Below are 20,082 nucleotides of genomic sequence, written 5' to 3' on the forward strand. Positions count from 1 at the left end.
TCCCATGTCCCAGCACGCACCCCTCGACATCGCCGTGATCGGCTCCGGCCCCTCCGGTCTGTCCGCCGCCTACCATCTGCGCGACCGGGCCCGGATCACCGTCTTCGAGCGCGAGAACCGGCCCGGCGGCCACGCCAACACGGTGGAGGTCGAGGAGAACGGCCGGGTGATCGGCCTGGACACGGCCTTCATCGTCTTCAACCGGCGCTTCTACCCGCGCCTGTGCGGCTTCTTCGACGAGGTCGGCGTCGAGACCGTCGCCCACCCGGGCGGCTTCACCTTCTTCGACCTCGACAGCGGCCTGGAGTTCGGCACGGACGAGCTGGAGATGGACGAGGCCGCGATCGAGGCGCGGTACGCCGAGCAGTACCCCGGGTTCCCGAACGTCTGGCGGGAGGTGCGCCGCTTCCACGAGGAGAGCCGGCGGGACTTCGTCCGCGGCCGGGCGAACATGTCGCTGGGCGCGTACCTCGACCAGTGCGGATACAGCGAGGAGTTCCGCCACTCGTACCTGATCATGCTGTGCTCCGCCGTCTGGTCGGTGCCGGCCGAGCTGGTGTGGGAGATGCCGGCGGCCACGGTGATCGCGTTCTTCGTCGGCCACGACGAGGGCGGCCTCGGGGGCCGCCGGGTGGACTGGCGGACGGTGGGCGGCGGCTCGATCTCCTACGTCCGCAAGCTGCTCGCCGAGGTCGGTCCCGACCTGCGCGTCTGCGCCCCCGCCACGGCCGTCCGGCAGGAGGCGGACGGGGTCTTCGTGACCACGGCGTCCGGCACGGAAAGGTTCGACTACGCGGTCCTGGCCACGCACGCCGACGAGGCGTTCGCCCTGCTGGAGAACCCGACCGACGCGCAGCGGGCGGCCGTGGAAGGGATCCGCTACAGCAGCTCCAAGGTGGTGCTGCACACGGACCCGTCGCTGATGCCCACCGCCCGCGAGGGCTGGCTGGCCTGGAACTACGGCAAGGTCCAGGAGGACGGCGAGACCCGCTGCTTCATCACGTACTACCTGAACAAGCTGCAGGACCTCACGGCCGACCAGGACTACTTCGTCACCCTCGACCCGCCCCGCCCGGTCGACCCCGAGACGGTCATCGCCGAGTTCGACTACACCCACCCGGTCATCGACATGGCGCTGCGCGAGCGGCAGTCCGTGATCTACCAGGCCAACGAGGGGACCCGGGTGAAGCTGGCCGGCTCGTACTTCCACTCCAGGCAGCAGGGCCCGGACCTGATCGGCTCCCACGAGGCCGCGTTCTCGTCCGGCGCGGACGCGGCGGCCCAACTTCTGCGGGAGCTGGGCAACTTGGGCGACTAGCAGCGACGAGCGGCGACTAGGGAGTGTGCCGGTGGGCCGACTCGTTCTCCTGGGCCATGCGCCTGAGTGCCATCAGGGCGGGTTCCAGGAGGACGGTCAGCAGCAGGGCCCGTTCGGCCGCCTCCAACGGGTCGGTGAGGCCGTCGAGTTGGTCGAGGTCGAGGACGGCGGTGCGCTCGGCGAGGTGCGCGTACGGCAGCAGGGTGCGCCAGTCCAGCGGGACGCCTAGGGAGCGCAGCGAGGACAGGGTCTCGGCGAGGGTGGCGCGGGCGGGCGCCGACTCGTGCACGTGCCACCCCAACTCCTTGACGAGCTCCGCCACTTCGGCCGCCGCCGGGGCCTCCTCGGCGGGTTCCCCGTCCACCCGGAGGGAGCCCAGGGCGAGGCCGAGCAGGCGATGGGTGTCGCCGCTGTGCTCGGCGAGGGCGTCCAGCACCTCACGGGTGGTGCTGACGGACAGCCCGCGCACCCCGGTCAGCGCGCGGATCAGGCGCAGCCGGCGCAGGTGCTGGTCGTCGTACTCGGCCTGGGTGGCCGACGTCTGCCGGCCGGGCTGGAGCAGGCCCTCGCGGAGGTAGTACTTGATCGTCGTCACGGAGACCCCACTGCGGCGGCTCAGTTCGGAGATGCGCATTCGGTTCGACTCCGCTCTAGAAACTGGATACCTCCACTGTCTAACATGGATAGTAGAGGTATCCAATATTCCCTCGCGTCTTCGGAGAGAAGGCCCTCAGCCATGCCCACCCTGCGCTGGACCACAGTCAGCACCCCCGCACCGGACACCGAGGCGTTCGTCATGGCGTCCCGGCTGGAGGTCCGCTCGCTCAAGGACGTGCCGCGTTTCTTCCTGAAGTCGCTGGCCGCGTGGAAGCAGGTCTCCGGCGCGCCGGGGGCGTACGGCGCCTCTCTGATCGCCCAGCCCCTCAAGCGCACCTTCTGGACCCTGTCGGCCTGGGAGGACAAGGACGCGCTCTACCGGTACGCGAAGACCGAGCCGCACCGGTCGATCATGAACGGCCTGCGGCCCACCATGAAGGACTCGGTCTTCACCTTCTGGCAGGTCCCGGCGGCCGGCCTGCCCATCGACTGGACGGACGCCCGGCGCCGTCTCGCCGAGCAGGAACACACCGGCGCCTGAAACCCCACGTCCATCCCACGCCTGAGAGAGACCCCCACCATGACGTTGTCCGAAGAGAGCCCGGTCCTCGACGAACCGGCCGTCTCCGCCCCGGTGGCCGAGGGCCGCCGTATACCCCTGTGGCTCGCGATCGTCGCGGCGAGCGTGCCCATGTTCATGGTCGCGCTCGACAACCTCGTCGTCTCCACCGCCCTGCACACCCTGGCCGTGGACCTGAAGGCGGACACGCAGGAACTGCAGTGGTTCGTCAACGCCTATGTGCTGAGCTTCGCGTGTCTGCTGATGACCGGCGCCGCGCTCGGCGACCGGTTCGGGCGGCGGATGGTCTTCGTCGTCGGCATCGCCCTTTTCACGCTGGCCTCCATCGGCTGCGGACTGGCCGACACCAGCGCCCAGTTGATCACCTTCCGGACGATCCAGGGCTTCGGCGCGGCGGCCGTGATGCCGCTGTCGCTGACCCTGCTGTCGCAGGCGGTGCCGGAGCGGCTGCGCGGGATGGCGCTCGGTGTGTGGTCCGGCGTGAGCGGTCTGGCCGTGGCGATGGGCCCGGTGGTGGGCGGCGCGGTGGTCGACGGTCTGGACTGGCGGTGGATCTTCTGGATCAACGTGCCGGTGTGCGTGATCGCGATCCCGCTGGTCCTGTTCGCCCTGCGGGAGAGCAGGCTGCCCGGCGTGCGCCTGGACCTGGTCGGCATGGTGCTGGCGGCGGCCGGCCTGTGCGCGGTGGTGTGGGCGATCGTGCACGGCGAGCCGGACGGCTGGACATCACCGAAGGTGCTGGGCGCGTTCCTGGCGGGCGTGGCGCTGCTGGCCGGGTTCGTGGTGTGGGAGGCGCGGGTGCCGGAGCCGATGCTGCCGCTGTCCTTCTACAAGGTGCGGTCCTTCACCCTCACCAACCTCGTGTCGGCGACCATGTACTTCGGTGTCTTCGGCTCCCTTTTCCTGCTGGCCCAGTACCTCCAGATCGTGCCGGCGCGCACCCCACTGGAGGCCGGTGTGCGCACCCTGGCCTGGACGCTGATGCCGATGTTCGTCGCCCCGGTGGCCGGTCTGCTCACCGACAAGGTGGGCGGCGGCCGGCTGATGGCCCTCGGCCTCTTCCTCCAGGGCGTCGGCCTGGGCTGGATCAACGTGGTCGCGGACGTCGACACGGCGTACTCGTCGCTGGTCGGCCCGATGATCGTGGCCGGTATCGGCATGGGCTTCGTGTTCGCGCCGACGGCGGCGGTCGTGCTCGGCTCGGTCGCCAAGGAGCACGCGGGCAAGGCGTCCGGCGCCAACTCCACGGTCCGCGAGATCGGCGGCGCGCTCGGCATCGCCGTGCTGAGCACGGTGTTCGTGGCGCACGGCAGCACGCGGGGGCCGCAGGAGTTCGTGGACGGGCTGCGTCCCGCGGTGTGGGTGGGCGTCGCTGTGGTGTTCGCCGGCGCGCTGTGCGCCCTGGGCATCCCGCGCCGACAGCACGCGCCCGCGGAGGCCGGGTCCGGAAAGGACTGACCCCCACCTGACCCAGCCCCTCCCCCGCACCCTCCCCTGACCGACGGTCGGGGCGGACACCTCTCCATTCCCCCGTCGAGGTGTCCGTCCCGGCCGTCTTTTCGCCGCCGTAGCCCCTCCTGCGGGCAGCGGCCCCGACCTGAGTGCACACCTGAGCGCAGGCCCGCTTGAATGATCGAAAAATGATGGGGTTAGCATATGAGCGCCACCTAGCTCGAAAGATAGGCCCGTGACGCTCAACGACGATTCGTTCACCAACTGGAAGAACCGCGAGGAGATCGCGGAGTCGATGATCCCGATGATCGGGAAGCTGCACCGCGAGCGGGACGTGACGATCCTGCTGCACAGCCGCTCCCTGGTGAACAGGTCGGTGGTCAGCATCCTCAAGACCCACCGGTTCGCCCGGCAGATCGCGGGCGAGGAGCTCTCGGTCACCGAGACGCTGCCCTTCCTGCAGGCCCTGACCACGCTCGACCTCGGGCCGTCCCAGATCGACATCGGCATGCTCGCCGCGACCTACCGGGCCGACGACCGCGGTCTGCCGGTGGTCGAGTTCACCGCCGAGGCCGTGGCCGGCGCCACGGGCGCGAACAAGATCGACCGTCGTGAGCCGCGCGACGTCGTGCTGTACGGCTTCGGCCGCATCGGCCGGCTCGTGGCCCGCCTCCTCATCGAGAAGTCCGGCTCCGGCAACGGCCTGCGGCTGCGCGCCATCGTGGTGCGCGGCGGCGGCGAGCAGGATCTCGTCAAGCGGGCGTCGCTGCTGCGCCGGGACTCCGTCCACGGCCAGTTCCAGGGCACGATCACGGTCGACGAGGCCAACAGCAGGATCATCGCCAACGGCAACGAGATCACGGTGATCTACGCCGACGACCCGGCCGAGGTCGACTACACGGCGTACGGCATCAACAACGCCATCCTCATCGACAACACCGGCAAGTGGCGCGACCGCGAGGGGCTGTCGAAGCACCTGCGGCCCGGCGTCGACAAGGTCGTGCTGACCGCGCCCGGCAAGGGCGACGTGCCGAACATCGTGCACGGCGTCAACCACGACACGATCAAGCCGGACGAGCAGATCCTGTCCTGCGCGTCCTGCACGACCAACGCGATCGTCCCGCCGCTGAAGGCGATGGCGGACGAGTACGGCGTGCTGCGCGGCCACGTGGAGACCGTCCACTCGTTCACCAACGACCAGAACCTGCTGGACAACTACCACAAGGCGGACCGTCGCGGCCGTTCGGCGCCGCTGAACATGGTCATCACCGAGACGGGTGCCGCGTCCGCCGTCGCCAAGGCGCTGCCCGACCTCAAGGCGCCGATCACCGGCAGCTCGATCCGGGTGCCGGTGCCGGACGTGTCGATCGCGATCCTCAGCCTGCGGCTGGGCCGGGAGACGAGCCGTGAGGAGGTCCTCGAGTACCTGCGCGAGGTCTCGCTGACCTCGCCGCTCAAGCGCCAGATCGACTTCACCACGGCGCCGGACGCGGTCTCCATGGACTTCATCGGCTCGCGCCACGCCTCGATCATCGACGCCGGCGCCACCAAGGTCGACGGCGACAACGCGATCCTCTACCTCTGGTACGACAACGAGTTCGGCTACTCCTGCCAGGTCGTCCGCGTCGTCCAGCACGTCTCCGGGGTGGAGTACCCGACGTACCCGGCGACGGGCGTCTGAGACCGGCCGAAGGCACAGCGGAAAGAGCGGGGCGTCCCGGGCCGGGGCGCCCCGCTCCCGCGTGTCAGGCCGGTCAGGCCGAGGTCTCGGGGCGGCCAGGCTCGGCCCAGTGGGTGTGGAAGGCGCCCGGGCGGTCGGTACGGCCGTAGGTGTGGGCGCCGAAGTAGTCGCGCTGGCCCTGGAGGAGGGCGGCGGGCAGGCGGCCGGCGCGCAGGGTGTCGTAGTGGGCGAGCGCGGCGGAGAAGGCGGGGACGGGGATGCCGCGGCGGGCGGCGGAGGCCACGGTCTCCCGCCAGGGCACCTGCGCGTCGGTGATCTCCATGGCGAACTCCATCTCGCCGAGCAGGCTGACCAGTTCCGGGTCGGCGGCGTACGCGGCGCGGATCCGGTCGAGGAACGAGGCCCGGATGATGCAGCCGCCGCGCCAGATCCGGGCGACGGCGCCGAGGTCGATCTTCCAGCCGAACTCGCCGGCCGCGTCCTGGATCATCTTCCAGCCCTGGTCGTAGGCGACGACCTTCGAGGCGTACAGGGCGTGCTCGACCTGCGAGGTGAAGCGGGTGGCCTCGGTGCGGCTCAGCGGGGGCTTGGTGCCGCCGGGCAGCCCCGCGTAGGCGGCGCGCAGTTCACGCTGGCCGGAGGCGGCACGGGCGAAGGTGGCCTGGGCGATCGCGGTGACCGGGGAGCCCAGGTCCAGGGCGGTCTGCACGGTCCAGCGGCCGGTGCCCTTCTGGCCCGCGGCGTCGGCGACGACGTCGACGAACGGCTGGCCGGTGACTGCGTCGGTGTGCGCGAGGACCTCGGCGGTGATCTCGATCAGGTAGGAGCCGAGCCGGCCCTCGTTCCAGGCGCGGAAGATGTCGGCGATCTCGGCCGGGGTGTAGCCGGCGACCTGGCGCAGCAGGTCGTAGGCCTCGGCGATGAGCTGCATGTCGGCGTACTCGATGCCGTTGTGCACCATCTTGACGAAGTGTCCGGCGCCGTCGGTGCCGATGTGCGTGGCGCACGGCTCGCCGTCGACCTTGGCACTGATCGACTCGAACATGGGGCCGAGGACGTCGTACGACTCCGCGGAGCCGCCGACCATGACGGCCGGCCCGTTCAGCGCGCCCTCCTCGCCGCCGGAGACGCCGGCGCCGACGAAGTGGAGGCCGAGCTCGCGCAGGGCCTCCTCGCGGCGGCGGGTGTCGGCGTAATGGGCGTTGCCGCCGTCGATGATCATGTCGCCGGGCTCCAGGAGCGGGGCGAACTCGTCGATGACCGCGTCGGTGACCGCGCCGGCCTGCACCATGATCATCAGCCGACGGGGGCGTTCGAGCGCGGCCACGAAGTCCGCGGCCGACTCGGCGGGGACGAACGTGCCCTCGTGGCCGAACTCCTCGACGAGCGCGCGGGTGCGTCCGGCGCTGCGGTTGTGGACGGCGACGGTGTAACCGTTGCGGGCGAAGTTGCGCGCGAGGTTGCGGCCCATCACGCCGAGGCCGGTGACGCCGATGGCGGCGGTTGCGTTCACGAGGTACGTCCCTAGGATCGGTGCCGTGGTCGGAGGGGCCGCGCGGCCCCGGGTACCACCAGGTACGGACAGTCGGCCGGTTCTTCTCGATGCCGCACCGATTCCTTGCGCCGATCAGCGCGACCGGGCGGTCGCTACCTGCGCCTCCAGGGCAGCATCGCGGGGTCGGACGCGGTGTCCTCGGCCCGGTGCAGGGCCTCGCTGATCGCCTCGCCGATCTCCGCGAACTGGTGCACCTGCTCGGGGGTGAGGGCGTCGAACACCGCCCGGCGCACGGCCTCCACGTGCCCGGGGGCGACCTCCTCCAGCAGGGCCTTGCCCTCGCAGGTGAGGAAGGCGAGCTGGCCGCGGCCGTCGGCGGGGTCCTCCCTGCGGTCCACGAGACCGACCTCGCGCAGCCGGTTCACCGCGTGGGTGAGCCGGCTGCGGGTGATCTTCAGACGTTCGGCCAGCTCCGACATGCTCAGGGTGCCGTCCGGCTCCAGGGAGAGGTAGGCCAGCAGGCTGTAGTCGGCGTGCGTCATCCCGGCGTCGCGCCGCAACTGCCGGTTGAGGTGGTCGGCGAGGAGGACGGAGAAGTCGACGTAGGCCAACCAGGCTCGTCGTTCGTCGGAGTTGAGCCAGCGGGGCGTCGTGGACATGGACACACATTACCCACAGTAATATCTGATTCAGGATTCAACCATCGCTCGGTAAAACCCCCTCCGCGGGCGGTGGTGGTACACCCGTCGCCACCACCGCCGGTCGATGACGCACCGTCAAGTGGTGGCGCAGGCACCCCCGTTGAGGGTGAACGCCGTCGGTGCGGTGTTGGTCGCGCCCTTGCTGCCGATGAAGCCGACGGTGACCGAGCCGCCGGCGGGGATGGTGGAGGTGTAGGAGGCGGGGGCGACGCTCACCGTGCCGCCGGTCTGGGTGGCCGTCCCGCCCCACATGTTGGTGACGGTCTGACCGTCGGTGAAGGCGAAGCCGAGCTTCCAGCCGCTGATGACGGAGGTCCCGGTGTTGCGCAGGGCGATCTCACCCTGGAAGCCGCCCTGCCACTCCCCCACGACGCGGTAGCCGACGGAGCAGGCCACGGGGGGCGCGCTGCCGGTGGTGACGTCGACCGTGGCCGAGCGGGCGGAGCGGTTCCCGGCTGCGTCGCGGGCGTAGACGGCGAAGGTGTACGCGGTGTTCGCGGTCAGACCGGTGACGGTCGCGGTGTTGGTGGTGGACGCGCCGACGGCGGTCTCGGTCGTTCCGCTGATCCGTACGACGTCGTAGCCGGAAACGCCGACGTTGTCGGTCGCGGCGGTCCAGGCGAGGGCGGCGGAGGTGGCCGTCACGGTGGAAGCGGTCGGGGTGCCGGGGGCGGTCGGGGCCTGGGTGTCACCCGGGGTGCCGCCGCCGTAGACGGTGGCTTCCTTCGCGGTCTGGGCGATGCCGTTGACGCCGTTGAAGATGCGCTGCCCCCACGAACTGAGCTGCGCGGGATCGAAGTTGAGCGTCAGGTCGAGGACCGGGTCGGTGTTGCCGCTCCAGGACCAGGCCAGGTAGCCGAGCTCGAGCTGCTGGGCGGCGGCCATCATGGTGTCCTCGTCGGGGTCGCCCCACTGGTCGGCGGGGCCGCCGAACTCACCGATGAGAATGGGGAGTTTCGCGTCGACGAAGGCGTTCAGGTAGTCGGTGATCTCCGCGGCGGTGTCGTAGACGCTGTACATGTGGATCGAGAAGATCAGGTTGCCGGTGGGGTCGGCGGCGTAGACGGACCGGGCGCTGGCCCGCATGACGCCCTGCCAGTCCTGGCCCCAGTTGGGCGCGTCCACCATGATCGTGTGCTGGAAGCCGGCGTTGCGCAGCTTCTTGATCGCGGCGATCGTGGGATCGGTCCAGCCCTCGGGGCTGGTGTTTCCCCAGGGCTCGTTGCCGATGTTGACGACGATGTAGTTCTCCTGGCCGGCGAGCACGTCCTTCAGGCCGATCCAGTAGTCGGCCGCCTGGTCGAGCGTGCCGGCCGCGGTGTCCTCGCCGTAGCCGGTGGTGTCGTGCACCTCCAGTACGCAGATGAGCCGGTTGGCCTTGCACTGGGCGACGACGTTCGCCACGTCCGCTGCGCTGTCGGCGCTCCAGCGGTGGCCGTCGGCGAGGACGACGCGCACGGTGTTGGCGCCCATCGCCTTGATGTCGGCCAGCGACTGCTGCGTCCGGCCCGGGTACCAGGTGTGGGCGTGGTTGACGCCGCGCATGACGAAGTCGTTCCCGTTGCCCTCGACCAGCCGGCCGTCGCTGATGTGGAGGCCGGTGGCGAGGGCGCGGGGCGACGGGGCCGCGTCCTGGGCCTGCGCTGCGGCGGGGCAGAGGGCGCCGACGAGGACCATCAGGCCCAGGAGGGCCGCGAGTCTGACCAGCAGGGCGGCCAAGGAGCGTGTTCGAGGCGTGCTGCTCGTCGCGCTTCCTGCTGTGCTGCCTGTCGTGCTGCTTGTCGTGCTTCTTGTCGTGCTTCTTGTCGTGCTTCTTGTTGTTCTCACTGCGACTCCAGGAGTGAGGCCAAGAAACTCAGGTGGCAGATGGGGTTCGGAGCTTGCGTGTGGGAGCGCTCCCATCAAGCCATCGCACCAAGTACACGTCAAGACAGCGCGCAGGGCGGGGTCCCCCGGCAACCACGACGACGCCGCTGGGGGTACCCCTGACCGTCAGGTTCTCTGCGCCTGCCCCGCGAGGTCGGCCGCCCAGAACGTGCCGTCCGGGTAGCGGAATTCGGTGAGGGACTCGGGGTGCATGGCGGCCGAGAAGCCGGGGGTGAGCGGGGCCGTGTAGTGGCCGTCGCGGATCACCACCGGGGCGAGGAAGTGGTCGTGCAGATGGTCGACGTACTCGATGACCCGGTCCTCGGTGGTGCCGGACAGGGCCAGGTAGTCGAACATCGAGAGGTGCTGCACGAGTTCGCACAGGCCGACGCCGCCGGCGTGCGGGCAGACCGGCACGCCGAACTTGGCGGCGAGCAGCAGGATCGCGAGGTTCTCGTTGACACCGCCGACGCGGGCCGCGTCGATCTGGAGCACGTCGAGGGCGCCGGCCTGGAGCAACTGCTTGAAGACGATGCGGTTCTGGACGTGTTCGCCGGTGGCGACCTTCACCGGCGCGACCGCCTCGCGGATGGCCGCGTGGCCGAGGATGTCGTCGGGGCTGGTCGGCTCCTCGATCCAGTACGGGTCCAGGCCGGCGAGGGCGCGGGTCCATTCGACGGCCTCGCCGATGTTCCAGCGCTGGTTGGCGTCGACGGCGATGCGGATGCCGGGGCCGACGGCGGCGCGGGCCGTGCGCAGCCGCCGGAGGTCGTCGTCGAGGTCGGCGCCCACCTTGAGCTTGATCTGGGTGAAGCCGTCGGCGACGGCCTGCTTGGCGAGCCGGGTGAGCTTCTCGTCGGAGTAGCCGAGCCAGCCCGGCGAGGTGGTGTAGCCGGGGTAGCCGCGCTCCAGCAGCGCCGCCTCGCGCTCGGCCAGCCCGGCGCGTCCCTCCCGCAGCAGGGTGAGGGCGTCTTCCGGGGTGAGGGCGTCGGCGATGTAGCGGAAGTCGACCTGGGAGACCAGCCACTCGGGGTCGGCGTGGGCGAGCAGCCGCCACAGGGGCTGTCCGGCGCGCTTCGCGGCGAGGTCCCACACCGCGTTGACCACCGCGCCGACGGCCATGTGCATCACGCCCTTCTCCGGGCCGAGCCACCGCAGTTGGCTGTCGCCGATCAGGTCGCGGTTCAGGGAGCCCGGGTCGGCGCACAGCTCGTCCACGGACCGCCCCAGGACGTGGTGCCGCAGCGCGTCGATCGCGGCGACCTGGACATCGTTGCCACGTCCGATGGTGAAGGTGAAGCCGTGGCCTTCGAGCCCGTCGCCGGCGTCGGTCCGCAGCACGACGTAGGCGGCGGAGTAGTCGGGATCCGGGTTCATCGCGTCGGAGCCGTCCAGCTCCCGCGAGGTCGGGAAGCGGATGTCGTGGGTGTCCACCGCGATGATCCGGGCGGGGGTTGCGGTCAAGGGGGCGCCTTTCTTGCTTGCCGGCCCTCATTCATCGGAGGTCGGAGGAATGACGGAACTTTGACTTTAGGGGCCGCGCGACCCCATGACAACACCCCCAGGAAATCCGTCGATTCGTTTGAACACGACCCCTTGTCAGCACAGGCAACGCCGTCGTAACGTCCTCGACGTTCGAGATACATCGGAGGAATCACCGCACCGCCCCTCCCAGCCCTCCTCCACCCGCGGCTCCCCCTCCCTTCCCACCCTTCCCACCCTTCCCTCTCTTCTCCTCTCCCCCTTCCTCCTCCTCCCGCCCTCGTGCGGCTCCCAGCCCTGGCTAAGGAGATCACCCGGCCATGAAGCTCGCCCAGCTCGCTCGCACCCGCTCCACCACCGCCGCCGCAGTCGGCGTCGTCGTCGCGGCCCTCACCCTTCTCACCGCGTGCAACCGCGACAGTGCGGATTCGGGCGGCTCGGGCGGCGACGCTCCCGCCATCGGGATCGACCTGCCGCGTTCCGACTCCGACTTCTGGAACTCCTACGCCGAGTACGTCCAGAAGGACATCAAGTCCGAGGGCATCAAGGCGCTGCCTCTGAGCAACTCGCAGAACGACGTCACCAAGCTGGTCGCCAACGTGCAGGTGTTCCAGAGCACGGGCGCCAAGGCCGTCGTCATGGCCCCGCAGGACACCGGCGCGATCGCCTCCACACTGGAGACCCTCGCCTCGAAGAAGATCCCGGTGGTCAGTGTCGACACCCGCCCCGACAAGGGTGACGTCTACATGGTCGTACGCGCCGACAACCGGGCGTACGGCACCAAGGCCTGCGAGTTCCTCGGCAAGCAGCTCGGCGGCAAGGGCAAGGTCGCCGAGTTGCAGGGCGCCCTGGACTCCATCAACGGGCGGGACCGCTCCGAGGCCTTCGCCGCGTGCATGAAGCAGAAGTTCCCCGCCATCAAGGTGTTCGAGCTGCCCACCGACTGGAAGGGCGACGTGGCCTCCGCCAAGCTGCAGAGCCTGCTCGCCCAGCACCCCGACCTGAACGGCATCTACATGCAGGCGGGCGGTGTCTTCCTGCAGCCGACCCTGGCCCTGCTGGAGCAGAAGGGCCTGCTCAAGCCGGCCGGCCAGAAGGGGCACATCTCGATCATCTCCAACGACGGCATCCCGCAGGAGTTCGACGCGATCCGCAAGGGCCAGATCGACGCGACCGTCTCCCAGCCCGCCGACCTCTACGCCAAGTACGCGCTGTACTACGCCAAGGCCGGGGCCGAGGGCAAGACGTTCAAGCCGGGCAAGACCGACCACGACTCCACGATCATCAAGATCCCCAACGGCCTCGAGGACCAGTTGCCGGCGCCGCTGGTGACCAAGGAGAACGTGGAGGACAAGACCCTGTGGGGCAACACCGTCGGCCAGTGACCGACCGGACCGGCAACCGCGCCCGCACCCCTGGAAGGACGGTATCCCCATGGCGGACACCGCGACCGCGCCCCTGAAGGGGCGCGGTGGCGCCGGCCCGACCCCGGTGGCCGAGGCCATCGCGGTCGGCAAGAGGTTCGGCGCCACCGTCGCGCTGCGCGACGCCCGTATCGCCGTGGCCCCCGGCGAGTCGCACGCGCTGGTGGGCCGCAACGGGGCCGGCAAGTCGACGCTCGTGTCCCTCCTGACCGGACTGCGCCGACCCGACACCGGCACCGTGCGCTTCAACGGCGAACCCGCGCCGACCGTCGGCGACATCGACGCCTGGCGGTCCCGGGTGGCCTGCGTCTACCAGCAGTCCACGATCATCCAGGAACTGACGGTCGCGGAGAACCTCTTCCTGAACCGGCAGAGCGCCGGCCCGCTCCAGCCCATCCGCTGGAAGCAGTTGCGGCGCCGGGCCGAGGAACTCCTCGGCGAGTACGGCGTGGACGTCGACGCGGGCGCGCGGGCCAGGGAACTCACCGTGGAGCAGCGGCAGTTCGTCGAGATCGCCCGCGCGCTGTCGTTCGGCGCGCGGTTCATCGTCCTCGACGAGCCGACCGCGAAGCTCGACGCACGCGGCATCGGCAGGCTCTTCGACAAGCTCCGTGACCTCCAGCGCCAGGGCGTCGCCTTCCTGTTCATCTCGCACCACCTCCAAGAGGTGTACGACCTCTGCACCACGGTCACCGTCTACCGCGACGCGACGCACATCCTCACCGCGCCCGTGGCCGAGGTCGGCCACCAGGCCCTGGTGGAGGCCATGACCGGGGACACGTCCACCCCGACCGCCACCACGTCCCGTACCTCTGTCTCTGCCGACGGGGACGGTGTCCCGGTGCCCGGCGAAGGCCCTGAGCTGCTCGCGATCGAGGGGCTCACGCTCCCCGGCGCCTGCGACGGCCTGTCCCTGTCGGTCCGCTCCGGTGAGGTGGTGGGGCTGGCCGGAGCCGCGGCCAGCGGCAATGTGCGGGTCGGGGAGGCCGTCGCCGGTCTGCATCGCGCCCAGGAGGGCCGGATCTCGGTCGGCGGCCGTGCCGTACGCACCGGCAGTGTTCCGGCGGCGCTGGCGGCGGGCGTCGGTCTGGTACCGGAGGACCGTCATCTCCAGGGTCTGGTGCACAACCGCAGCGTGGCGGAGAACGCGACGCTCACCGTCACCGACCAACTGGGCCCGTTCGGCACGGTGTTGCCCTCCCGGACCAGGGTCTTCGCCCAGCGCATGATCCGGGATCTCGACATCAAGACGCCGGGCGCGGGCACTCCGGTCTCCGCGCTGTCCGGCGGCAACCAGCAGAAGGTCGTCGTCGCCCGGGCGCTGGCCACCGACCCGCGGGTGCTGGTCGCCGTCCGCCCCACCAACGGGGTGGACGTCAAGTCCAAGGAGTTCCTGCTGCACCGGATCCGCGAGGTCGCGGACGGCGGGCGGGCCGCGCTGATCGTCTCCGACGAGCTGGACGACCTGCGGGTGTGCGACCGGGTCGTCGTGATGTTCCACGGCCGCGTGGTCGCCGAGTTCGCACCCGGCTGGCGGGACGAGCAGGTGGTCGCCGCCATGGAGGGCGTAGCCGACCGGGCCGAAGCACCGGGGACGACCACGGCGCCCGGCACCGGCGAAGCATCCGGCGCCGAAGAAGGCACCGACGAAGGCACCGAGACCGACGAGGACGAAAGGTAGTCATGTCCGCCACCACTGATGTCACCGACCCCGCAGCGGGCGTGGCGCAGAAGAAGACCGCCGAGAAGACCGGGCGCGGGCTCGACCTCGGCCGGTTCCGTGAACTGTCCCTGATCCCGGCGATCCTGGTCCTGGGTCTGATCGGGTTCATCGTCTCGCCGGCCTTCCTGACCTACGACAACCTGATCGGCGTGGCCCAGCAGTCCACGGAGCTGAGCCTGCTCGTCCTCGCCACCGCGCTGATCCTGATCTGCGGACGCATGGACCTGTCCCTGGAGTCCACCATCGGCGTGGCTCCGGTCATCGCCGTCTGGCTGGTCCTGCCGACGAGCGGTGCGCGGTTCACGGGGCTCGGGCTGCTCCCCGAGTGGACGGCCGTCCCGCTCTGTCTGCTGGTGGGCGTGGTGATCGGCGCCGTCAACGGGTTCCTGATCCTGAAGCTGCGGCTGAACGGTTTCATCGTCACCCTCGGCATGCTGACGATGCTGCGCGGACTGCAGGTCGCCCTCTCCGAGGGCCAGTCCATCGTCGAACTCCCCTCCTCCTTCACGTACTTGGGCAAGTCGTCGTGGTGGGGTGTGCCCGCGGCGATCTGGATCTGCGTGCTGCTGTTCGCCCTCGGCAGCGCCGCGCTGGCCTGGCTGCGGCACGGCCGGGCGCTGTACGCGATCGGCGGCAACGCGGAGGCGGCCCGTACCGCCGGTATCCGGGTCGACCGGATCGTGTGGGCGGTGCTGATCACCGGCAGTGTGCTGGCGGCGTTCGCCGGCATCCTCTACAGCGGTCACTACGGTTCCATCTCGGCCACCCAGGGCAGCGGCTGGATCTTCCAGGTCTTCGCCGCGACGGTCATCGGCGGGGTCAGCCTCAACGGCGGCAAGGGCTCGGTGTTCGGTGCGCTGACCGGTGTGCTGACGCTCCAGCTCGTCGTCAACGTGATGACGCTGGCGGGTGTGCCGCCGCTGTGGAACCAGTTCCTCAACGGCGCGATCATCATCGTCGCGCTGATCATCTCCCGCTTCGCCTCCGGCGAGAAGCAGGAGTAGGCCCACAGAGAGGCACGCTCGTGGCACTGACGGACGAGGCCATGGACAAGATCAAGGCGATGATCGTGGCGGGCGACCTCGCGCCGGGTTCCCGCTTGCCTAAGGAGGAGGTGCTGGCCGGGCAGCTCGGTCTGTCCCGGAGTTCGCTGCGCGAGGCGGTGCGGGCGCTGACCGCGATGCGGATCCTGGTCACCCGGCAGGGGGACGGCACATACGTGTCGAGCCTGGAGCCGCATCTGCTGTTCGAGGCGCTCTCCTTCGCCTCGGACGTCTCCCAGGGGCAGACGGCCCTGCAACTGCTGGAGGTGCGCAGGCTGCTCGAGCCGCAGGCGACCGGGCTGGCCGCCACGCTGCTCGGCCCCGAGGATCTCGACGAGCTGGGCGCGGTCCTACGGCGGTCCCGGTCGGCGGCGACGGTCGAGGAGTTCGTCGGTCACGACATCGCGTTCCATCTGCGGATCGTCGAAGCCGTCGGCAATCCGGTGCTGTCGATGCTGCTGAGCGTGCTCTCCACGCGCACCCAGCGGGTCCGTATCGTCCGGGGCACCCGGACCGAACGGGCCGTGGAGCACGCGCACCGGGAGCACGACGAGATCCTGCGCGCGCTGCGGGCACGCGACGCCCAGTTGGCGGTCTCGACCGCGACGGTCCATATCGCGGCCGTGGAGCAGTGGTTGGCGACCGACCTCGTCGAGGCCCCCCTCTGCGCACTCGACGGCTGACCAACCAACGGCCGAACTCCACGACGAACAGCGGGCGTTGTGAGCCGGGGCCGGGCGGGAGCACCGGGCACCGCCGTCAGTCGGATTCGTACTCCGAGCCGGAGTCCGGCGGGTCGTGGACGAAGTCGCCTGTGGCCAGCTCGCCGTTGACCACCCAGTCGCCGGTGAGCTCGGCGTCGATCTCCGCGGCCCTGGAGCGGATCGCGTCGACCACGGCCTGCTCGCCGCGCATCCACTGCGGCATCAGCCAGTTGGGGAAGAACTGGCCGTGTGCGCCGGCGGCGACCACCCGGTAGCCGAGGTCCCGCCCGATGGTCTCGTTGACCGCGTCGAACGCCCACTGGCAGGCGACACAGGCCAGTTTGACCCCGCCCATGTGCACGGTCTTGGGGTCGTCCGGGTCCCTGGGGGCCTTCTTCCAGGCGGCGACCTGCTCACCGAGCAGCGTCATCTCGCCGTGCTGGGCGGGCACCCCCTTCTTGACCGGGGTGCTGATGGCGAACCAGCGGATCGGCTTGTGCAACGCCTCGTGGATGTCGGCCAGTTCGGGGGACTCGGGGTGGTGCTCGGCGTACGATCCGGCGTCCAGGGCGCGGAGCTTGCTGCGGTCCTGCCGCTCCCGCTGCCGTTGGTCCGCGCTCGAACCCCATCCGTTGTGCCCCGCGCGGGGCGCGCTGCCGTCGGCGAACCCGCGGATCTCCTGCTCGATCGTCTGGCGCTGCTGCTCCGTGACCACCCGCTTGCCGGTGTTGCCCGAGATGCCGAGCGAGCCGTCGGGCAGCAGGTTGACGGCCAGATGAGGGGTGAACTTGTTCCTGGCCTTCGGGTTTCCGGCGAGGATGACGCGCTCGGCGGTGCGGGCCACCCGGTCCAGCATCCGCAGCGCCGCGTCCCGGTCGGACTCGGCGGGGGCACCGGTCTGTGTGAACGCGGGGGCCCGCTGGACGGCCGGAGCGCCCGGCGCGGGCTGCTGCCGGGCGCGGGCGCCGCTTTCCCGCACGGTCGCCGTGTCCTCGGTCGTCCCGTGTCCGCAGCCCGCGCCGTGGGTGTGGCGTTCACGGTCGAGCATGCGGGCCACGGCCGCGTTGCCCGCCGTGCGCTGGAGGGCGAGGAGGGAGGCGGCCTCGGGGGCGGCGGGGACGGGCGGGCGGCCCTTCTTCGGGGGCCGTGCGCCCGTGTCCCGTTCCCAGTTCTCCTGCGGTCGGGTGCGCATGACGGTCAGTCCACTCCTCCGGTCGTTCTCCCGTCAGGAGAACGGGTCATGGACCACGGAGGGAAGGAACTTTCGGGCAGGGGTGCGGGCAGGCTGCCGGCCCGACCGCACCTGGCCCCGCTCCGTCAGCCCGCCTCGACCGGACGGTTGCCGTCCGCCGCCCCCGCCACCGGGTCGACGACGTCGGCCGAAGAGGCCGGAACCTTGGCACCCGGGGCCTTGACGTCCGGTGTCTCGGCGCCCGAGCCCTCCGTGGCCGGGACCTTCGTCAGCGCGGCCCCCGTCATCGCGGCCCCAGTCAGCGCGGGCTCCGTGACCGTGGCCTCCGTGATCGTGGCGTCCGCGACCGTGGCCTCCGTGTCCGGAGCCAAGGGGAGTTCGCCGTTCAGCACGCGCTTCGCCCGCTCGGAGTCCAGCGCGCCTTCCCAGCGGGAGACCGCGAAGGCGGCCACGCAGTTTCCGAGCAGGTTGGTGGCCACGCGCATCGAGTCCATGATGCGGTCCACGCCCAGCAGGAGAGCGACCGCCCCGGCGGGGATGACGCCGAGCGCGGAGGCGGTCGCCGACAGGGCGAGGAACGCCGAACCCGGCACGCCCGCCATGCCCTTGCTGGTGAGCATGAGCATGAGCACGACGGTCACCTGCTGACCCAGGGTGAGGTCGACGCCCACGGCCTGGGCGATGAACAGCGTCGCGATGGACAGGTAGATCGAGGCGCCGTCGAGGTTGAAGGAGTAGCCGGTGGGCACCACGAGGCCCACGGCGTCGTCGCGGCAGCCGGCGTGGCGCAGTTTCTGCATCATGCGCGGCATGACGGTCTCGCTGGAGGCGGTGCCGAGGGCGAGCAGCATCTCCTCGCGGGTGTAGCGGACGAACTTCCACAGGCTCAGCCCGGTGAACGCCTTCAGCGCCGCCGCGAGCAGCAGCAGGAACAGCAGGGCGACGGCGTAACAGACGCCGATGAGCTTGCCGTACGTCGACAGCACGCCCAGCCCGTACTGGCCGACCAGGTGCGCGGTGGCGCCGAAGACCGCGAGCGGGGCGAGCTTCATGACGAAGCCGACGATCGCGAAGACGACCTCCTGCGCCTGCTCGACGGCCGGCAGGATGGCGGGCACCTTGGTGTGGCCGAGGTGGAGCAGGGCGGCGCCCACCAGACAGGCGAGGACCAGGACCTGTAGGAGCGAGTTCTCGGCGAACGCCCCGACGGCGCTCTCGGGCAGCGCGTGCAGGAGGAACTCGCCGGTCGACGGCAGTGACCCACCGCCGGTCTTCGCCTCGACCGCGCCCGCGTCGAGCTGGGCCGGATCGACGTTCATGCCGGCGCCGGGCCGCACCAGGTTTCCCGCGACCAGACCGAAGAGCAGGGCGAACGTCGTCGCCACCTCGAACCAGATGAGAGCCTTGAGGCCGATGCGGCCGAAGGCCCTCAGATTGCCGGCCTTGGCTATGCCGGTGACCACCACACAGAACACGAGCGGCGCGATGACCGCTTTGATGAGCCTCACGAAGCCGTCGCCCAACGGCTGAACGGCGGTACCCAATCCGGGCCACAGCCGTCCTACGACCACTCCGAGCACCAGGGCGCAGGCGACCTGTATGAACAGAGAGGTACGCAGTAGACGTGCGACGCGTCGCGCAAGGGACGGTTCGGACAGCGACACAGGCACTCCTTCGAGCCGGACTTTCGCTATACGGAAAAGATCTTCCGTAGCGTGCCCGCCACTATGGTCCACGTCACGACTCCACAGAAGAGTCCGGACTCGTACCGCCGAAATATTGGACGTTCGTCCAAGTACTCACCCGCCGACGGTCGGCGCCGGCGCTGACGCGCCAGCAGCCCGGGCAGGGCCCGTCCGGACCCGGACGAACTCTGCCCGGCCATCCGGTGACGAGCGTGTGTGGATGTTGTAGTCGCCGGTCATCCGATGGCGGCCTATCAACCCTTCGGTACGGATTCGATCCGCCGCCGCTTCCGGAGCAGGCTTGCGGCGATATCTGCGGTGCAGTAACTACGTGAACCATGAACCTGTTCACCCGCGGCGCCTCCTTCCGGCGCTCGGCACCCCCCACCGCTCCGCAACCCCCCGCCGGCTCCCCCGACTTCCCCGCCGCGGGCCTCCCGGATCCCGGTCTGGCGGCGCTGACCGGAGAGTGGATGATCGACCCGGCGCACAGCCGCATAGGTTTCTCCGTCCGGCACGCCCTGGTGACCACGGTGCGCGGCGCTTTCACGGAGTACGAGAGCCGGCTCTATTTCGACGGCCGCGACCCGGCCCGCTCGCGGGCCGACATCCTGCTGTCCACCGCGAGCGTCGACACCGGCGTGGACCAGCGCGACGCCCACCTGACCGGCCGTGACTTCCTGGACGCCCGGACCTATCCGCGGATACGTTTCACCAGTACCGCCGTACACCTCACGGGCGCCGACGTCTTCCGCATGACCGGCGATCTCACCATCAGGGAGACCACCCGCCCCGTCGTCCTGGACCTCACCTACCTGGGACATGTCACCGACCCGTTCGGCTATGAGCGGGCCGGCTTCGACGGCACCACCACCATCGACCGTTCCGAATGGGGACTGACGTACAACGCCAGGCTGGCCGAGGGCGGCGCCATGGTGAGTGAGAAGGTGCGTCTCCAATTCGACATCGCCGCGATCCGCACCCCCGTCGCCGGCTGACCGAAGGTCCCTCTCACGCCGTCGGCGGGGACGGCGGCGATGCCGCAGGGGCACGGTCTGTCTGTTCCGTACCCGGCACCGCCGCGCTGTCGGTGCCGGGTCGTAGGCTGATCAACGGGCCGCCCGGGTGCGGACGTTCGA

General features: G+C 70.3%; 16 protein-coding genes. 9 read left to right on the forward strand and 7 right to left on the reverse strand.

All coding sequences use genetic code 11. The features are described 5' to 3' along the window. Nucleotides 1-4: 4 nt before the first annotated feature. Nucleotides 5-1,318, forward strand: coding sequence for an NAD(P)/FAD-dependent oxidoreductase (locus OG352_RS02315; protein ID WP_329213762.1), 1,314 nt, complete (start codon nt 5-7; stop codon nt 1,316-1,318). A 16-nt stretch (nt 1,319-1,334) separates the two neighbouring features. On the opposite strand, the gene OG352_RS02320 is transcribed toward OG352_RS02315, so the two are convergent. After that, complete coding sequence (locus OG352_RS02320) at nt 1,335-1,952, reverse strand: MerR family transcriptional regulator (RefSeq protein WP_329213764.1); 618 nt, start codon at nt 1,950-1,952, stop codon at nt 1,335-1,337. Nucleotides 1,953-2,054: 102 nt separating this feature from the next. On the opposite strand from OG352_RS02320, the gene OG352_RS02325 reads away from it, so the two are divergent. The 3 genes from OG352_RS02325 (at nt 2,055) to OG352_RS02335 (ending at nt 5,628) form a co-directional block, all read left to right on the forward strand. Beyond that, nucleotides 2,055-2,456 (forward strand): DUF3291 domain-containing protein, encoded by a 402-nt coding sequence (locus tag OG352_RS02325; RefSeq protein WP_329213766.1) that lies wholly within the window; start codon nt 2,055-2,057, stop codon nt 2,454-2,456. 39 nt (nt 2,457-2,495) lie between these two features. Beyond that, the gene (locus OG352_RS02330; protein WP_329213768.1) at nt 2,496-3,953 is read left to right on the forward strand and encodes an MFS transporter; all 1,458 of its coding nucleotides are present in this window, start codon (nt 2,496-2,498) and stop codon (nt 3,951-3,953) included. Between the two features lie 229 nt (nt 3,954-4,182). Beyond that, a complete protein-coding gene (locus OG352_RS02335) occupies nt 4,183-5,628 on the forward strand; it encodes a glyceraldehyde-3-phosphate dehydrogenase (protein ID WP_329213769.1) in 1,446 nt (481 codons plus the stop codon). A 73-nt stretch (nt 5,629-5,701) separates the two neighbouring features. Here OG352_RS02335 and gndA read toward each other — a convergent pair whose 3' ends face one another. The 4 genes from gndA to OG352_RS02355 form a co-directional block, all read right to left on the reverse strand. Then, a complete protein-coding gene (gene gndA, locus OG352_RS02340; RefSeq protein ID WP_329213771.1) occupies nt 5,702-7,141 on the reverse strand; it encodes an NADP-dependent phosphogluconate dehydrogenase in 1,440 nt (479 codons plus the stop codon). Between the two features lie 134 nt (nt 7,142-7,275). Next, a complete protein-coding gene (locus tag OG352_RS02345; RefSeq protein WP_329213773.1) occupies nt 7,276-7,782 on the reverse strand; it encodes a MarR family winged helix-turn-helix transcriptional regulator in 507 nt (168 codons plus the stop codon). 117 nt (nt 7,783-7,899) lie between these two features. Further along, nucleotides 7,900-9,501, reverse strand: coding sequence for a cellulase family glycosylhydrolase (locus OG352_RS02350; RefSeq protein ID WP_329223675.1), 1,602 nt, complete (start codon nt 9,499-9,501; stop codon nt 7,900-7,902). Between the two features lie 315 nt (nt 9,502-9,816). Continuing rightward, the gene (locus OG352_RS02355) at nt 9,817-11,154 is read right to left on the reverse strand and encodes an enolase C-terminal domain-like protein (protein ID WP_329213775.1); all 1,338 of its coding nucleotides are present in this window, start codon (nt 11,152-11,154) and stop codon (nt 9,817-9,819) included. Between the two features lie 338 nt (nt 11,155-11,492). Here OG352_RS02355 and OG352_RS02360 point away from each other — a divergent pair, with 338 nt between their 5' ends. The 4 genes from OG352_RS02360 to OG352_RS02375 are packed head-to-tail and all read left to right on the forward strand — an operon-like array spanning nt 11,493 to nt 16,045. Further along, nucleotides 11,493-12,557 carry a sugar ABC transporter substrate-binding protein gene (locus tag OG352_RS02360; protein ID WP_329213778.1) on the forward strand — a complete coding sequence of 355 codons (1,065 nt, stop codon included), beginning with the start codon at nt 11,493-11,495 and terminating at the stop codon, nt 12,555-12,557. Nucleotides 12,558-12,606: 49 nt separating this feature from the next. Beyond that, entirely contained in the window at nt 12,607-14,277 is a 1,671-nt protein-coding gene (locus tag OG352_RS02365) for a sugar ABC transporter ATP-binding protein (protein ID WP_329213780.1), read from the forward strand. A gap of 2 nt (nt 14,278-14,279) precedes the next feature. Further along, complete coding sequence (locus OG352_RS02370) at nt 14,280-15,323, forward strand: ABC transporter permease (protein WP_329213782.1); 1,044 nt, start codon at nt 14,280-14,282, stop codon at nt 15,321-15,323. A 20-nt stretch (nt 15,324-15,343) separates the two neighbouring features. Continuing rightward, a complete protein-coding gene (locus tag OG352_RS02375) occupies nt 15,344-16,045 on the forward strand; it encodes a FadR/GntR family transcriptional regulator (protein ID WP_329213784.1) in 702 nt (233 codons plus the stop codon). A 76-nt stretch (nt 16,046-16,121) separates the two neighbouring features. Here the strand turns inward: OG352_RS02375 and OG352_RS02380 are convergent, their stop codons facing one another. Together OG352_RS02380 and OG352_RS02385 are read right to left on the reverse strand one after the other, a co-directional pair. Continuing rightward, complete coding sequence (locus OG352_RS02380) at nt 16,122-17,258, reverse strand: hypothetical protein (protein ID WP_329213786.1); 1,137 nt, start codon at nt 17,256-17,258, stop codon at nt 16,122-16,124. A gap of 125 nt (nt 17,259-17,383) precedes the next feature. After that, a complete protein-coding gene (locus tag OG352_RS02385) occupies nt 17,384-18,922 on the reverse strand; it encodes a cation:dicarboxylate symporter family transporter (RefSeq protein WP_329213788.1) in 1,539 nt (512 codons plus the stop codon). 359 nt (nt 18,923-19,281) lie between these two features. Between OG352_RS02385 and OG352_RS02390 the strand changes: the two genes are divergently transcribed. Further along, on the forward strand, nt 19,282-19,941 hold the full coding sequence (locus OG352_RS02390; RefSeq protein ID WP_329213790.1) for a YceI family protein: 660 nt from the start codon (nt 19,282-19,284) through the stop codon (nt 19,939-19,941). Nucleotides 19,942-20,082 lie beyond the last annotated feature (141 nt).

This window comes from Streptomyces sp. NBC_01485 (assembly GCF_036227125.1).
Classification (GTDB): domain Bacteria; phylum Actinomycetota; class Actinomycetes; order Streptomycetales; family Streptomycetaceae; genus Streptomyces.

Excerpts from the sequence above, each read along its gene's own strand:
- OG352_RS02315 (WP_329213762.1), top strand. The coding sequence starts at position 5 with ATGTCCCAGCACGCACCCCTCGACATCGCCGTGATCGGCTCCGGCCCC.
- OG352_RS02320 (WP_329213764.1), bottom strand. The coding sequence starts at position 1,952 with ATGCGCATCTCCGAACTGAGCCGCCGCAGTGGGGTCTCCGTGACGACG.
- OG352_RS02325 (WP_329213766.1), top strand. The coding sequence starts at position 2,055 with ATGCCCACCCTGCGCTGGACCACAGTCAGCACCCCCGCACCGGACACC.
- OG352_RS02330 (WP_329213768.1), top strand. The coding sequence starts at position 2,496 with ATGACGTTGTCCGAAGAGAGCCCGGTCCTCGACGAACCGGCCGTCTCC.
- OG352_RS02345 (WP_329213773.1), bottom strand. The coding sequence starts at position 7,782 with ATGTCCACGACGCCCCGCTGGCTCAACTCCGACGAACGACGAGCCTGG.
- OG352_RS02350 (WP_329223675.1), bottom strand. The coding sequence starts at position 9,501 with ATGGTCCTCGTCGGCGCCCTCTGCCCCGCCGCAGCGCAGGCCCAGGAC.
- OG352_RS02360 (WP_329213778.1), top strand. The coding sequence starts at position 11,493 with ATGAAGCTCGCCCAGCTCGCTCGCACCCGCTCCACCACCGCCGCCGCA.
- OG352_RS02365 (WP_329213780.1), top strand. The coding sequence starts at position 12,607 with ATGGCGGACACCGCGACCGCGCCCCTGAAGGGGCGCGGTGGCGCCGGC.
- OG352_RS02370 (WP_329213782.1), top strand. The coding sequence starts at position 14,280 with ATGTCCGCCACCACTGATGTCACCGACCCCGCAGCGGGCGTGGCGCAG.
- OG352_RS02380 (WP_329213786.1), bottom strand. The coding sequence starts at position 17,258 with ATGCGCACCCGACCGCAGGAGAACTGGGAACGGGACACGGGCGCACGG.
- OG352_RS02390 (WP_329213790.1), top strand. The coding sequence starts at position 19,282 with ATGAACCTGTTCACCCGCGGCGCCTCCTTCCGGCGCTCGGCACCCCCC.